The organism is Bradyrhizobium sp. CCGB01 (assembly GCF_024199795.1).
GTDB lineage: Bacteria > Pseudomonadota > Alphaproteobacteria > Rhizobiales > Xanthobacteraceae > Bradyrhizobium.
This window is the reverse complement of sequence record NZ_JANADK010000001.1, coordinates 8,707,975-8,720,746: the sequence shown is the minus strand read 5'-3', so window position 1 is coordinate 8,720,746 and position 12,772 is coordinate 8,707,975. Positions and strand designations below refer to the sequence as shown.

13 protein-coding genes are annotated in these 12,772 nt (G+C 66.0%); 7 read left to right on the top strand and 6 right to left on the bottom strand.

The genetic code is table 11. The features are described from left to right. Nucleotides 1-37 precede the first annotated feature (37 nt). The 4 genes from NLM25_RS41045 to NLM25_RS41030 form a co-directional block, all read right to left on the bottom strand. A complete protein-coding gene (locus tag NLM25_RS41045; protein WP_254123563.1) occupies nt 38-1,123 on the bottom strand; it encodes a DUF2855 family protein in 1,086 nt (361 codons plus the stop codon). A gap of 99 nt (nt 1,124-1,222) precedes the next feature. Next, nucleotides 1,223-2,749, bottom strand: a complete 1,527-nt coding sequence (locus NLM25_RS41040; protein WP_254140694.1) for an acyl-CoA synthetase — start codon at nt 2,747-2,749, stop codon at nt 1,223-1,225. Nucleotides 2,750-2,773: 24 nt separating this feature from the next. Beyond that, nucleotides 2,774-3,958, bottom strand: coding sequence for an ABC transporter substrate-binding protein (locus NLM25_RS41035; protein ID WP_254140693.1), 1,185 nt, complete (start codon nt 3,956-3,958; stop codon nt 2,774-2,776). A 51-nt stretch (nt 3,959-4,009) separates the two neighbouring features. Beyond that, nucleotides 4,010-4,984, bottom strand: a complete 975-nt coding sequence (locus NLM25_RS41030) for a nitronate monooxygenase family protein (protein WP_254140692.1) — start codon at nt 4,982-4,984, stop codon at nt 4,010-4,012. Nucleotides 4,985-5,164: 180 nt separating this feature from the next. Between NLM25_RS41030 and NLM25_RS41025 the strand changes: the two genes are divergently transcribed. Further along, nucleotides 5,165-6,052, top strand: coding sequence for a LysR family transcriptional regulator (locus tag NLM25_RS41025; protein WP_254140691.1), 888 nt, complete (start codon nt 5,165-5,167; stop codon nt 6,050-6,052). Nucleotides 6,053-6,169: 117 nt separating this feature from the next. Here NLM25_RS41025 and NLM25_RS41020 read toward each other — a convergent pair whose 3' ends face one another. Continuing rightward, the gene (locus NLM25_RS41020; protein WP_254123556.1) at nt 6,170-6,823 is read right to left on the bottom strand and encodes a DNA-3-methyladenine glycosylase; all 654 of its coding nucleotides are present in this window, start codon (nt 6,821-6,823) and stop codon (nt 6,170-6,172) included. A 114-nt stretch (nt 6,824-6,937) separates the two neighbouring features. On the opposite strand from NLM25_RS41020, the gene gluQRS reads away from it, so the two are divergent. Together gluQRS and NLM25_RS41010 are read left to right on the top strand one after the other, a co-directional pair. Beyond that, on the top strand, nt 6,938-7,807 hold the full coding sequence (gene gluQRS, locus NLM25_RS41015; protein ID WP_254141354.1) for a tRNA glutamyl-Q(34) synthetase GluQRS: 870 nt from the start codon (nt 6,938-6,940) through the stop codon (nt 7,805-7,807). Nucleotides 7,808-7,910: 103 nt separating this feature from the next. Next, complete coding sequence (locus NLM25_RS41010) at nt 7,911-9,167, top strand: ATP-binding protein (RefSeq protein ID WP_254140690.1); 1,257 nt, start codon at nt 7,911-7,913, stop codon at nt 9,165-9,167. On the opposite strand, the gene NLM25_RS41005 is transcribed toward NLM25_RS41010, so the two are convergent. Next, nucleotides 9,094-9,987: a YihY/virulence factor BrkB family protein gene (locus tag NLM25_RS41005; protein WP_254123554.1), complete on the bottom strand. Its 894-nt coding sequence runs from the start codon at nt 9,985-9,987 to the stop codon at nt 9,094-9,096. The genes NLM25_RS41010 and NLM25_RS41005 overlap by 74 nt on opposite strands. Before the next feature lie 164 nt (nt 9,988-10,151). Here NLM25_RS41005 and NLM25_RS41000 point away from each other — a divergent pair, with 164 nt between their 5' ends. The 4 genes from NLM25_RS41000 to NLM25_RS40985 all read left to right on the top strand — a co-directional run bounded on the left by NLM25_RS41000 (nt 10,152) and on the right by NLM25_RS40985 (nt 12,752). After that, nucleotides 10,152-10,346: a twin transmembrane helix small protein gene (locus NLM25_RS41000; protein ID WP_254123553.1), complete on the top strand. Its 195-nt coding sequence runs from the start codon at nt 10,152-10,154 to the stop codon at nt 10,344-10,346. A gap of 2 nt (nt 10,347-10,348) precedes the next feature. Beyond that, nucleotides 10,349-10,921, top strand: coding sequence for a cob(I)yrinic acid a,c-diamide adenosyltransferase (locus tag NLM25_RS40995; protein WP_254140689.1), 573 nt, complete (start codon nt 10,349-10,351; stop codon nt 10,919-10,921). A gap of 137 nt (nt 10,922-11,058) precedes the next feature. Then, entirely contained in the window at nt 11,059-11,808 is a 750-nt protein-coding gene (locus NLM25_RS40990) for an electron transfer flavoprotein subunit beta/FixA family protein (RefSeq protein ID WP_254140688.1), read from the top strand. After that, the gene (locus NLM25_RS40985; RefSeq protein WP_254123550.1) at nt 11,808-12,752 is read left to right on the top strand and encodes an electron transfer flavoprotein subunit alpha/FixB family protein; all 945 of its coding nucleotides are present in this window, start codon (nt 11,808-11,810) and stop codon (nt 12,750-12,752) included. Before NLM25_RS40990 ends, NLM25_RS40985 begins: the two co-directional genes overlap by 1 nt. Nucleotides 12,753-12,772: the final 20 nt, after the last annotated feature.

Sequence of the window (12,772 nt, the reverse complement as noted above, 5' to 3'; positions counted from 1 at the left end):
TGGACGCTATACCGGTTCGACAGGCCTCGAAAGCGGTTTACCCGAGCAGCGAGAGCATGTGGCCCTGCTCCGGCGGAATGCGCCCATTCAGCGTATCGAGAAACACCTGCCGCACCGCGTCGGGTCCGCGGCTCTCGACCACGGTCAGGCATCTCTCCAAGAGCGGCGCAAAGCCGGACCATGCCGTGCCAAAGCGCTGCTCGATGCCGCCAGGGCCCCATTCCTTGGCGCGCTTGCGGATCTGGTCGGGGGCGAAGAACCAGCGCGGTTTTGCGCCGGGCAGGGCGCCTTCGTCTGCCTCGGTGGCGCGATGCGTCAAACCGACGCGCACGGAGCATTTCATCTGGTCGCCGAAGTGCTGGTGCAATCCGGCGCGTAGCGCGCTGTTGCCGGCCATGTCGACGAAGGCGACCGGCGCATCCGAGGGCAGCGACGTCACGCGGTCATAGGTGACGACCTCGTCGTAACATCCGAGCGACGAGACAAAGCCGGTATTGCCTGATGATGTCAGCCCGACCACCTTGCGGCCGCGCGCATGCAGCAAGTGGGCGAGGCCGAACGCGGTCTTGCTCGAGGCGCTGGAGAGCAGCACGGTGCGGGCGCCGAAATCGTCGTTCTCGGCGAGGAAGTCGTCGACCAGGAACGACAGCATGAACAGCGGCCGCAGCAGTGCCTGAAGATCGCCCTGATGTCCGGCAAAGGCGGGATCGCCGGTGACACGGGAATACAGGTTGTAGACGGGCGAGACCTGCTTGCGATGCTCGGCGCCGTCACGAAGGGCGCGCTTGCTGACGTCGGTGGCCTCGATGACGAGATGCGTCGCCATCGGGAAATAGCCGAACAGGCGCTCGCCCACGGCAACGTTCGGATGCGTGGAGGCGATCACCTCGCCAAAGCCCCATACCGGAATGTTGCCAAAACCGTCCGGCGCTGGAAAGAGCTGCCAGTATTTCAACTCGTCGCCCATCACCGCATAGGTGATGTTGTTGGCGGTGAAGGCGAAGCGATCGACTTTGACGAGCAGAGCGTCGGAGGGCAGGGCGGCCGAATCTGGAATTGCGGTTTCGATCAGCTTGCACTCGGCGAGGTCATTGCGCGCAACGACAAAGTCGGTCGATGTCATGGTAAAGGTCCCAGCTGTCTCCGTGCCGGCATCTTCTGTTTCACAGTTGCGCGCTTTGCAACAGCAACATTGTTTTAAACGGCGTTTGTTCGCTCCCCCCTAGGTGCGGTTCGGAGTCCGGCCGGCCCAGTAGGGATCGCGCAGCTTGCGTTTGAAGATCTTTCCGGTCGCCTCGCGGGGCAGTGCATCCATGAACTGGACGTCTTTCGGCACCTTGAAGTTGGCCAATCGCTCGCGCAGCCAGACCTGCACCGCTGCGGCGGAGAGCTGTGCGTCCGTCTCAGGCTCGACAAAGGCGCACAGCCGCTCGCCGAATTCGGCGTCGGGAATGCCGAACACGGCGCAGTCGCGCACGCCCGGCATTCCAATCAGCGCGTTCTCGATCTCGGCGGGATAGATGTTGACGCCGCCTGAGATCACCATGTCGCGCTTGCGGTCGCACAGGAACAGATAGCCGTCCGCGTCGAGATAGCCGACGTCACCGACGCTGACGAGTCCGTCCCGTCCTGCTTCGGCCCTGGCCTGCGACTTGCCGTGATAGTCGAAATCGGGCACCGCCGTCTGGCGCATGTAGATTTCGCCGACCTCGTTGGCACCACAGAGGCTACCGTCGTCGCGGAAGATCCTGACGATGCCGCCTTCGATGGCACGGCCGACCGTGCCGGGCTTCTTCAGTGCCTCCTCCGCGGAGTGCCACACCGGAATCCCGGTCTCGGTGGAGCCGAAATATTCGTTGATGACGCCTCCCCACCAGTCGATCATGGCGCGCTTGACGTCAGACGGGCAGGGCGCGGCGCCATGCACGACGAAACGCAGTGACGACAGGTCATAGCGCTGTCTCACCGCCTCGGGCAGCCGCAGCAGCCGGACGAACATGGTCGGCACCATGTGGATGTGCGTGACGCCGTGACGTTCGATCAGCGCAAGCAGCTCCTCGGCGTCGAACCGCGCCTGGAGGACGATGGTGCAGCCGTTGCGGAATGCCATCATGCCGTAGGAGTGCGGCGCCGAGTGATACATCGGCCCGTTGATCAGCACGACTTGGTTGTCCCGGGGCTTGATGCCATAGGCGATCGCGCCCACGCGTTCGGAAGCGGATGCCTGTTCAGGCTGCATCGGCATGCGCCGCACGCCCTTCGGCATGCCGGTCGTTCCCGACGTGTAGATCATCGCTGCGGCGCGCCGCGGCGGTTCCTGCGATTCGGCATGGCCGTCGCGCCAGCGGTCCCAGTCGGTCAGTCCGGCCGGGACCTCGGTCATATCAGGGGGAATTGAGAAGGTCGCCGCGAGCTCGGGCGGCGTCGCGGCGACGAGGAGGCGGACATCCGCCGGCACGCCGTCGCGGATTTGCGGCAGCAAATCGGCGTGGCAGACCATGATCTTCGCGCCGCTGTCGGCGAGGATGTAGCGGACCTCCTCGGCCTTCAGATGCCAGTTGATCGGCACCACCGGATTGCCCAGCGCGGCGGAGGCCGCAACCACCTCGAACAGGGCGAAATCGTTGCGCAACATCATCGCGACCGGCGCGGCCTCGGCAAGGCCCAGGGCGCGGAAGCCGCTCATCGCCCGCCTGATGCGGGCCTGGATCTCGTCATAGCCGATCCGGCGTTCGCCAGTGATGATCATGGTGCGTCCTTATCCCGCTCGAGGCTAGCGATCATCGAGCACGTCGCCGAATCCGACCCAGCTCTTGCCGTTGAAGCGGCGGAGCTGCAGCTGCTGGAACGGCAGATAGTCGTCGGGACCGGTCGTAACAGACATGCCAGGCAGCAGCAGCGGCAGCTTGACCTCCTTCAGCAAGGAGGCCTGGCGCATGATGTTGTCGCGGCTGACATCGTCCTTGCACGCCCTGAGCACCGTCATCAGTAGCGTGGCATAGTGATAACCCGCGGCGTAGTTGGAGTTGGAGAGGTCCGCGGTCGGCATGTATTGCTTCATGAAGGCGAAATACTCCTTCACGCCGGGATCGGCGGCCCATTGCGGGTCCATCGTGTCCTTCTGGTTGCTCGACGAGATCAGGCCGACCGCGTTGTCCAGCCCGGCCGGCTCGAGGAACGAGATCGACGAGGCCGACGTTGGCACGAAGAACAGCTCGGGCTTCCACCCGATCTCGGCGACTCCCTTGACCATCTGCGAGGTGAATTTGCCGAGCACGACGCCGAACAGCACGTTGGCGCCTGAAGCCTTCAGGGTCGAGAGCTGCGAGCTGATCGTCGGCGCGCTGGTCTCGTAGCTCGCTTCCGCGATGATCATGCCGGCCGCCTTGGCCCCGAGCGCCCGCTTGAACCCCGCGACATAGTCGCGGCCGAAATCGTCATTCTGCGACAGGATTGCGATCTTGGCATCCGGCTTGGTCTGCAAGATGTATTTGGCATAGACCACGCCCTCGGATTCGTAGGCCGCCATGCCCGGCATCGTCCAGGGATTCTTCTGCGGATCGGCCCATTTGGTGGCGCCCGAGAGCACGAACAGCTGCGGCACCTTCTTGGCGTTGAGGTAGCGCTGCACGGCGCTGTTGGTGGCGGTGCCGAGCGAGCCGAACATCATCAGCACCTCGTCCTGCTCCACCAGCTTCCGCGTCTGTTCGACCGTCTTCGGTGGCGAATAGGCATCGTCCAGCGTGACGAACCTGACCTTGCGGCCGTTGATGCCGCCTTCGGCATTGACCTTCTCGAAGAACGCCTCCTGCGTCCGTCCGATCGCGCCGAAGCCGGATGCCGGACCGCTATAGGGCAGGGTCTGCCCGATGCGGATCTCGTCGTTGCCTTCCGCGCGGGCGCCGCCGGTAGCGAGCGTCAGCAACGACATGCCGATCAGTGCGGCCGTCAGCTTCATGATGTCCTCCCGTTGTTCTTGTCAGTCCGGTTTTCCTGCCGGACCAGGCCGTCAGGCGCTGGCGCGCATCAGGAAATCCTGCCGGGCCTGTTCGAATTCGCCCTTCATCCGATCGACGAGTTCGGCGACGGGCGGCGCGTCGGCGATCTGGCCGATGCCCTGGCCCGAGCCCCAGATGTCGCGCCACGCCTTGGATTTCATGTTGCCGCCGGAGCCGAAATTCATCTTCGTCTTGTCGGCCACCGGCAGATTATCCGGATCGAGACCCGCAGCGGCGATCGAAGGGCCGAGATAGTTGCCGTGCACGCCGGTGAAGAGATTCGTGTAGACGATGTCGTGCGCGGCGTGCTGCGTCAGCGCCGACTTGTAGGCTTCCTCGGCGTTGGCTTCCTTCGTCGCGATGAAGCGCGTGCCCATATAGGCGAGGTCGGCGCCCAGCGTCAGCGCGGAGGCGATTGCGAAGCCGTCGCTGATTGCGCCCGACAGCAGGATCGCGCCGTTGAACCATTGCTTGACCTCGCGCACCAGCGCGAACGGCGAGAGCGTGCCGGCATGGCCGCCGGCGCCGGCGCACACCAGGATCAGCCCGTCGACGCCCTGCTCGGCGGCCTTGCGCGCATGCTTGACGTTGATGACGTCGTGGAACACCAGCCCCCCATAGGAGTGCGCGGCCTCGACGATCTCGGCGGGCGGCCGCAGCGATGTGATGATGATGGGCGCCCTGTGCTTCACACAGGTCTCCATGTCCTTCATCAGCCGGTCGTTGGAGGCGTGGCAGATCTGGTTGACCGCGTAGGGCGCGACCTTCCTGCCGGGATTGCGCGATTTGTATTCGCCGAGCTCGTCCTCGATGCGGCTCAGCCACTCGTCGAGCTTTGCCACCGGACGGGCGTTGAGCGCCGGAAACGAGCCGACGACACCGGCCTTGCATTGGGCGATCACCAGCTCCGGCCCGGAGACGATGAACAGCGGCGAGCCGACCACGGGAAGCTCGAGCGAATCCTTCAAGAGAGCGGGCAGCGCCATGATGTCCTCCCGGAAACGCAGCCCGCCGACAGGCGGCAGACGAGGCGTTTCCCTGTTGATTGTTCCGTGAGCGGGGTGCCGCCCGTGTTGTGGATTTGGCGCCACTATAAGGGGTGGACGGCAAGCCATGGTCGTTCAATATTGAACGAACGGCCATTCAGGTATGAACGGGGGCTGCCGGTGGACTGGGACCTTTGCAAGACCTTCGTCGCGGTCGCCGATACCGGCAGCTTCACCGCGGCGGCACGCCGGCTGCACACCAGCCATCCGACCGTCAGCCGCAAGATCGCGGCGCTGGAAGCCCAGCTCGGCACCAGACTGGTCGCGCGAGCCGCCGACGGTTTGGCGCTGACCGCGGATGGACGGACGCTGCGCGAGCACGCCGAAGCGATGGCTGCGGCGGCACTGCGGGCCGAGACCGCGGTCTCGGCGGGAGGGCGCAAGGCGCGCGGCACCGTCAAGCTGTCGATCGGCGCGACGCTGGCTTCGCATTGGCTGATGCCGCGCCTGCCTGCCTTCCTGCGTGCGCACGATCACATCCAGCTCGAGATCATCACCCATCCGTTTCCGGCCAGCGTGCGCCGGCGCGAGGCGGACGTGGTGCTGCGGCCCTTCGACAGCGGTGAGGAAAACCTGGTCGGTCGCAAGATCGGCCGTCTCGGCACGGGATTCTATGCCTCGCACGACTATGCCGCCGGCCGGTCCTTGCCGGAACGGCGCGGCGAGTGGAAGGGGCACAGTATCATCGGCTTCGCCGACCAGACGTCCAATGCCCAGCTTGCGCGGTGGAGCGATCTGGTCACGCGGCAGGCCAGGGTGGTGATGCGCTGCTCGTCCCAGGGCGACATGCTCGCGGCCGCCCGCGCGGGGCTCGGAATCTCCGCGCTGTCGTGCTTCGTCGCGGAGAGCTATCCCGATCTCGTGCGCGTCGCGCCGCAGAAGCTCGCCAGCGTGGCGGACCTGTGGCTGCTCGCCCATCCCGACCTCGTCGAGCTGCCGGCGGTGCGCGCCGTGGTCGATTTCGTCGCCGAATGCGCTCGGGCCGATCGCGTCAGGCTACGGGGCTAGAGCATGATCCGGACCCGAAGGGCCGCGTTAGCGCAAAGTGTGCAGCGGTCTTCCGAAAAGATCATGCTCAAGCAAAAACCAAAGCGCGATGACGATCCAGCCCAATCTCATCGCGCTTCAGGCTTCGCCGGCGATGACGCCCTCGCGCTTCTTCACCGCGCGGTAGTAGCTCCACCATAGATGCGCCGCCGCGCCGCGCAGGGGACGCCAGGGTTCGGCGAGCGGTGCCATCTGCTTTTCCGTCGGCCGAGCCTGAAGGCCGAGGCCGATCTTGATGCCCTCCTGCACGGCGAGGTCACCGGCCGGCCAGGCATCGCCATGGCCGAGGCAAAACAGCAGATAGACGTCCGCGGTCCACGGCCCGATGCCGGGCAGCGAGATCAGCGTGTGATGTGCGGCGTCGGCGTCTTCTTCGGCGAGCACGTCGAGGTTCAGCCGCTGCGCATCGATCTCGCGGGCGAGATGTTTCAGCGTCTTGATCTTGGCGGCTGACAGGCCGAGCCGCCCCAGCCGGTCGGTGCGGGCGCGGCGCACCGCGTCATGGTCGAACGGATCGAAGGCGGCGGACAGCCGCCCCCAGATCGCCGCGGCGCTCGCCGTGGAGAGCTGCTGCCCGCAAACGATGTGGGCGAGCCCCGTAAAACCCGGCTCACGCCGCCGCAAGGCGGGCATGCCGGCCGTCGCAAGCACGGGCTTCAGGCGCGGATCGCGCTTGATCAGCGCGTGAACGGCCTCTTCGAGATCGGACTGGGTTTCAAGGTGGATGGTCATTGTCGCCTATCTCGTCATGGCCGGGCTTGACCCGTGCATCCATCTCCTATCGTAACAGAGTCCTGGGAGATGGATGGCCGGGTCAAGCCCGCCATGACGAGATCTTTGCACATGATGCCACCCGTTTTCCGATTTGCCCCCAGCCCCAACGGTCTCCTGCATCTGGGCCACGCCTATTCCGCGCTGCTGAACCTCGACCGCGCGCGCGAGACCGGCGGGCGGCTGTTGCTGCGGATCGAGGACATCGACGCGACGCGCTGCCGGCCGGAATACGAGGCGGCGATTGATGAAGACCTCACCTGGCTCGGGATCGCCTGGGAGACGCCGGTGCGGCGGCAGTCGGAGCATCTTTCCGATTATCGCGCCGCGCTGGAAAAACTCTCCGCGCTCGGCCTCGTCTATCCCGCCTTCGAAAGCCGCGCCGGGATCGCATTGCTGGTGGCCGCGCGCGAGGCCGACGGGCCATGGCCGCGCGATCCCGATGGCGCACCACTCTACCCTGGCGATGCCAAATGGCTGCCGCTCGGCGAGCGGGACCGGTTGATCGCGTCAGGCGCACCTTACGCGCTGCGCCTCGACATGGCCGCGGCCTGCCGGCGCGTTGCCGGCCTGGGCTGGAATGAACTGGGCGAAGGGCCCGATGGCCAGCGCGGCGCCGTACCGGCGCGGCCTGAGGCCTGGGGCGACGTCATTCTCGCCCGCAAGGAGACGCCGACCAGCTACCATTTGTCCGTCGTTGTCGATGATGCGCTCCAGGACGTGAGCGAGGTGGTCCGCGGCCAGGACCTGTTTCACGCCACCTCGGTCCACCGCCTGCTCCAGGTCCTGCTCGACCTCCCGGAACCCGCCTACCGCCATCACCGGCTGATTTGCGACGAGATGGGACGGAAGCTGTCGAAATCGGGCCGCTCGACTGGCCTGCGCGAGCTGCGCGTTGCCGGCGCCAATCCCGCCGGCATCCGCCGGCTGGTGGGATTAGGTTAAGTTTCTCTGGGGGTTAGCAAAACGCCGCCGTGACTCCGGGGGTTCCGCCGTGCCATGCTGACTTGAGAGCCCGGGGTTCGAAGGGGACCTTCGAAGGGGATTCATGGCGGCGAAAACGCGCCCAGCGCGCACCACGCGAACGTCCAGGCGACCGCCTCGGAAGCGGTCCGGGGCGGCCGGCCGGTTGCGCCAGCGCGGCGCCAAGGCCGTCGCGCCGGACGTGGTCCAGGCCGCACTCGCCGCCTTCGCCCATGAGGTTCGGACCCCCCTGACCGGCATTCTCGCGATCAGCGACCTGCTCGCCACCTCCGATCTCGGCGAGCGCGAGCGGCGCTGGGCCGACACCATCAAGGCCGGCGCCGAGCATCTGGCGAGCCTTGCCACCCTGTTCGTGGACGCTGCCCGGACAGGAAATGGTGGAAGCACGCTCCGGCAGGATTTGTTCGATCTGCGCGCGCTTGCCCGCAGCGCCGGCGATTCGCTCGCCGGGCGCGCCGCGGCCAAGGGCCTCCAGGCCCAGGTCGAGATCTCTGAAAAGCTGCCCGGGTTGGTGGTCGGCGATCCCGTCCGCCTGCGCGCCGCGCTCGAAAACCTGATCGACAATGCCGTCAAATTCACCGAGCAGGGCGGTGTCGCGCTCGCGGTCGCGCCCTGGCGTCCCACCAAAGGCAACGCCAAGGCGAAGGGCAGGGTCGGCGTCGCCTTCGCGGTGTCCGACAGCGGCATCGGCCTGACCATGGCCGAGATCAAGCGGCTGTTCCGTCCCTTCACCCAGGCCAATGTCACCATCGCCTCGCGCTTCGGCGGCGCCGGCCTCGGGCTCTCCTCGGTGAAGCAGCTGGCGCGCGCGATGGGTGGCGACATCACCGTCGCGCCGCGGCGCGGCGGCGGTGCGACCTTCACATTGACCATGTCGCTCGATGCGGCGGAACCGCGCAAATCCCGCAAGTCGAAGGGCGATGCCGAGGCGAATGCGGTGGCCGCGCTGCGCGTGCTCAGCGTCGAGGACAACCCGTTCGGTCGCGTCGTGCTCAACACCATCCTGACCGAGCTCGGCCATCATGCCGAGTTCATCGGGCGCGGTGAGGACGCGGTGGACCGGCTCGCACAGGGCGCGTTCGATGCGGTGCTGATGGACATGGTGCTGCCCGGCATCGACGGCGTCGAGGCCATCAGGCGGATCCGCACCATGCCGGCGCCGCTGGCTCAGATCCCCATCATCGGCGTGTCCGGCCGTGGCGAGGACGAGGCGGCCTCGCGCGATGCCGGCGCCGACGCCTTCCTGGTCAAGCCTGTGTCCCCGCGGGCTCTAGCGACTGCGCTGCTTGAAGCGAAACGCCGTGAGGAAGCCGCGACTTGATGATCGCGGCGTTGAGCTCGCCGCCGTAGACGAAGATCGCCGCGATGAAATACAGGAACACCAGCGCGATGATCACCGAGGCGAGCCCCGCATACATCGTCACGTAATTGTTGGCGAAGCGCGCCAGATATTGGCCGAACACGACGCCCGAGATCAGCGACGCCCCAATGGTGAAGACGATGCCGGGCAGGATTTGGAAGAAGCTCCTCCGGCCCGCCGGCAGCCAGGCGTGCAGGATCAGCAGCGCCACGATCAGCGCGCCCACGGTGATGCCGTAGCGCAGCCAAGTGAGGATGCTCTCGTTGGATTCGACGAACAGCGGGATATGGCGCCGCGCCGCCTCGATGAACAGCGGCCCGAGCACGATCAGGAACGCCATGGCGAGCGCGGTGATGGCCGCGACCAGCGTGTAGCCGATCGATTCCAGCCGCAGCCAGTACCAGCGCCGCATCTCCACCACCGCATAGGCGCGGTTCAGCGCGACCCGGAGCGCCTCGACGCCATTGGAGGCGAAGTACACCGACAGCGCCGCGCCGATGGTCAGCACGCCGGTGCGGGTCGTGGTCAGCACGTCGTGGACTTCCCCCGAGATCGAATCGGCGACCTGCTTGGGCCAGACCTGAAGCATTAGGCTCGCGGCCTGATCGGCAAGTTCCTTGGAGCCGAAGAAGCCGGCGAGCGAGGTCAGCACGATCAGGAACGGGAACAGCGCCATCAGCGTCGACAGCGCGATATGGCTCGCGATCGCCCAGCCGTCATCGGCCAGGAACGTGTAGAAGGCGTCCTCCACGACGTTGTAGATGGTGCGGATTGCCTTCACGGTGTGCCCTGTACTGCTCCCTCGTCCCGCTTGCGGGGAGAGGCGAAGACGCCCAGTGACGGACGCAAATCGGAAATCGTGCCGCTAGCTTCTGACATTCTCGGCCTGAAAGCCAGATCGGGAACGCCATGGCGGACCGGCGCACACGGTGTTATCTACCCCGGATGGCATCTCTCCTGAGTACTTTCCTCCTGCCAGTGGCAGCCGGCGCCGTGGCGGTGGTGCTGCTGCTCGGCCTTGTCAACATGATGCGCGGCGGCTCGCCGAATACTTCGCAGAAGTTGATGCGCTGGCGCGTGCTGCTTCAGTTCGTGGCGATCGTGATCGCGATGCTCGCGGTCTGGGCGATGGGACGCTGAACATGGTCACGTTGAACCGCATCTATACGAAGACCGGTGACGACGGCACGACAGCGCTCGGCTCCGGCGAGCGCTGTCCGAAATACGATCTGCGCATCGAGGCCTATGGCACCGTCGACGAGACCAATGCCGCGATCGGCGTGGTCAGGCTCCACACCCGCGATATGCCCGAGTTCGATGGGATGCTCGGCCGCATCCAGAACGATCTGTTCGATCTCGGCGCAGACCTTGCCGTGCCCGAGCGTGAGGGTAAGGCGGAACGGCTGCGGGTGGTGGCAAGCCAGGTCGAGCGGCTCGAGCGCGACATCGACGCGCTCAACGACAAGCTGGCGCCGCTCACCTCCTTCGTGTTGCCGGGTGGCACGCCGGCCGCCGCCTACCTCCATGTTGCCCGCACGATTTGCCGCAGGGCGGAACGCGTGATGGTGGAGCTGGCAGCCCGGCCCGGCGAGCCCGTGGGCGCCGCTGGCATCCAGTATATGAACCGCCTGTCGGACTTCCTGTTCGTCGCCAGCCGTGCCGCCAACCACAACGGCGCGGGCGACGTGCTCTGGGTTCCGGGCCAGAACCGCTGACCCGGATTCCTGCCCATTGAGCGACGCGTTTGTAAGGTCTAAAATTTGGCCTTGTCGCGCGTTGACCGGGCCGGATCAGGCCTTTAGGTTCCGCGCCAGTTGATAACCCCCCTCCCAAATTGAGTGAAAGAGGATCGATGAAGGTCTTGGTGCCGGTAAAGCGGGTGGTCGATTACAACGTCAAGGTCCGCGTCAAGGGCGATGGATCGGGCGTTGAACTCGCCAACGTCAAAATGTCGATGAACCCGTTCGACGAAATCGCGGTCGAGGAAGCGTTGCGCCTGAAGGAAGGCGGCAAGGCTACCGAAGTCGTGGTCGTCTCCATTGGCCCTGCGCAGGCGTCGGAGACGATCCGCACCGGTCTTGCCATGGGCGCCGACCGCGGCATCCTGGTGAAGGTTGATGGTACCGTCGAGCCGCTCGCCGTCGCCAAGATCCTGAAGAAGGTCGCGGACGAAGAGCAGCCCGGCCTGATCATTCTCGGCAAGCAGGCGATCGACGACGACAGCAACCAGACCGGCCAGATGCTGGCCGCGCTGCTCGGCTGGTCGCAGGCGACGTTCGCCTCGAAGCTCGAGGTCGAAGGCTCCGACTTCAAGGTCACCCGCGAAGTCGACGGCGGCCTCCAGACCGTGAAGCTGAAGGGACCGGCGATCGTCACCACCGACCTGCGTCTCAACGAGCCGCGCTATGCCTCGCTGCCCAACATCATGAAGGCCAAGAAGAAGCCGATCGCGGAGAAGGCCGTCGCCGATTACGGCGTCGATGTCGCCGCGCGTCTCGAGGTTCTCAAGACCACGGAGCCGGCGGGCCGCAAGGCGGGCGTCAAGGTCAAGGACGTCGCCGAGCTGGTATCGAAACTCAAGAACGAAGCCGGGGTGCTCTGATGACGACGCTTCTGATTGCCGAACACGACAATGCGTCGCTGAAGGATGCGACCAACAAGGCCCTGACCGCGGCTGCCGCGCTCGGCGCGGATGTCGACGTGCTGGTGGCTGGCCAGAACGCCAAGGCTGCGGCGGATGCCGCCGCCAAGCTCGCGGGCGTCAAGAAGGTGCTGCTTGCCGAAGGCGAGACTTACGCGCACGATCTCGCCGAGCCGCTCGCCGCGCTGATCGTCTCGCTGGCCTCCGGCTATGACGCGATCGTCGCGCCCGCGACCTCGCGCTTCAAGAACGTGATGCCGCGTGTCGCCGCTCTGCTCGACGTCATGCAGGTCTCGGAGATCACCAAGGTGGTCGCCCCCGACACCTATGAGCGTCCGATCTATGCCGGCAACGCCATCCAGACGGTGAAGTCGAAGGACGCCAAGAAGGTCATCACGGTGCGTACCTCGACCTTCGCGGCGGCGGGTGAGGGCGGCAGCGCCGCTGTCGAGAACGTGGCGGCGGCCGCCGATCCGGGCCTGTCGTCCTTCGTCGGCGAGGAGGTCGCCAAGAGCGACCGTCCCGAGCTGACCTCGGCCAAGATCATCGTCTCCGGTGGCCGCGCCATGCAGAGTCGCGAGAACTTCGCCAAGTACATCGAGCCGCTCGCCGACAAGCTGGGCGCCGGCGTCGGTGCCTCGCGCGCGGCGGTGGATGCGGGCTATGCGCCGAACGACTGGCAGGTCGGCCAGACCGGCAAGGTGGTGGCCCCCGAGCTCTATGTCGCGGTGGGCATTTCCGGCGCGATCCAGCATCTGGCCGGCATGAAGGATTCCAAGGTGATCGTCGCGATCAACAAGGACGAGGACGCGCCGATCTTCCAGGTCGCCGATTACGGCCTGGTCGCCGACCTCTACCAGGCGGTTCCGGAGCTGACGGCCGAACTCGCCAAGCTCGGCAAGTAAACGCGCCAAAAACGCCGGCC

Coding starts and splice junctions, on each gene's coding strand:
- NLM25_RS41045 (WP_254123563.1), bottom strand. CDS start 1,123: ATGACATCGACCGACTTTGTCGTTGCGCGCAATGACCTCGCCGAGTGC.
- NLM25_RS41040 (WP_254140694.1), bottom strand. CDS start 2,749: ATGATCATCACTGGCGAACGCCGGATCGGCTATGACGAGATCCAGGCC.
- NLM25_RS41035 (WP_254140693.1), bottom strand. CDS start 3,958: ATGAAGCTGACGGCCGCACTGATCGGCATGTCGTTGCTGACGCTCGCT.
- NLM25_RS41030 (WP_254140692.1), bottom strand. CDS start 4,984: ATGGCGCTGCCCGCTCTCTTGAAGGATTCGCTCGAGCTTCCCGTGGTC.
- NLM25_RS41020 (WP_254123556.1), bottom strand. CDS start 6,823: ATGACCATCCACCTTGAAACCCAGTCCGATCTCGAAGAGGCCGTTCAC.
- gluQRS (WP_254141354.1), top strand. CDS start 6,938: ATGCCACCCGTTTTCCGATTTGCCCCCAGCCCCAACGGTCTCCTGCAT.
- NLM25_RS41010 (WP_254140690.1), top strand. CDS start 7,911: ATGGCGGCGAAAACGCGCCCAGCGCGCACCACGCGAACGTCCAGGCGA.
- NLM25_RS41000 (WP_254123553.1), top strand. CDS start 10,152: ATGGCATCTCTCCTGAGTACTTTCCTCCTGCCAGTGGCAGCCGGCGCC.
- NLM25_RS40995 (WP_254140689.1), top strand. CDS start 10,349: ATGGTCACGTTGAACCGCATCTATACGAAGACCGGTGACGACGGCACG.
- NLM25_RS40990 (WP_254140688.1), top strand. CDS start 11,059: ATGAAGGTCTTGGTGCCGGTAAAGCGGGTGGTCGATTACAACGTCAAG.
- NLM25_RS40985 (WP_254123550.1), top strand. CDS start 11,808: ATGACGACGCTTCTGATTGCCGAACACGACAATGCGTCGCTGAAGGAT.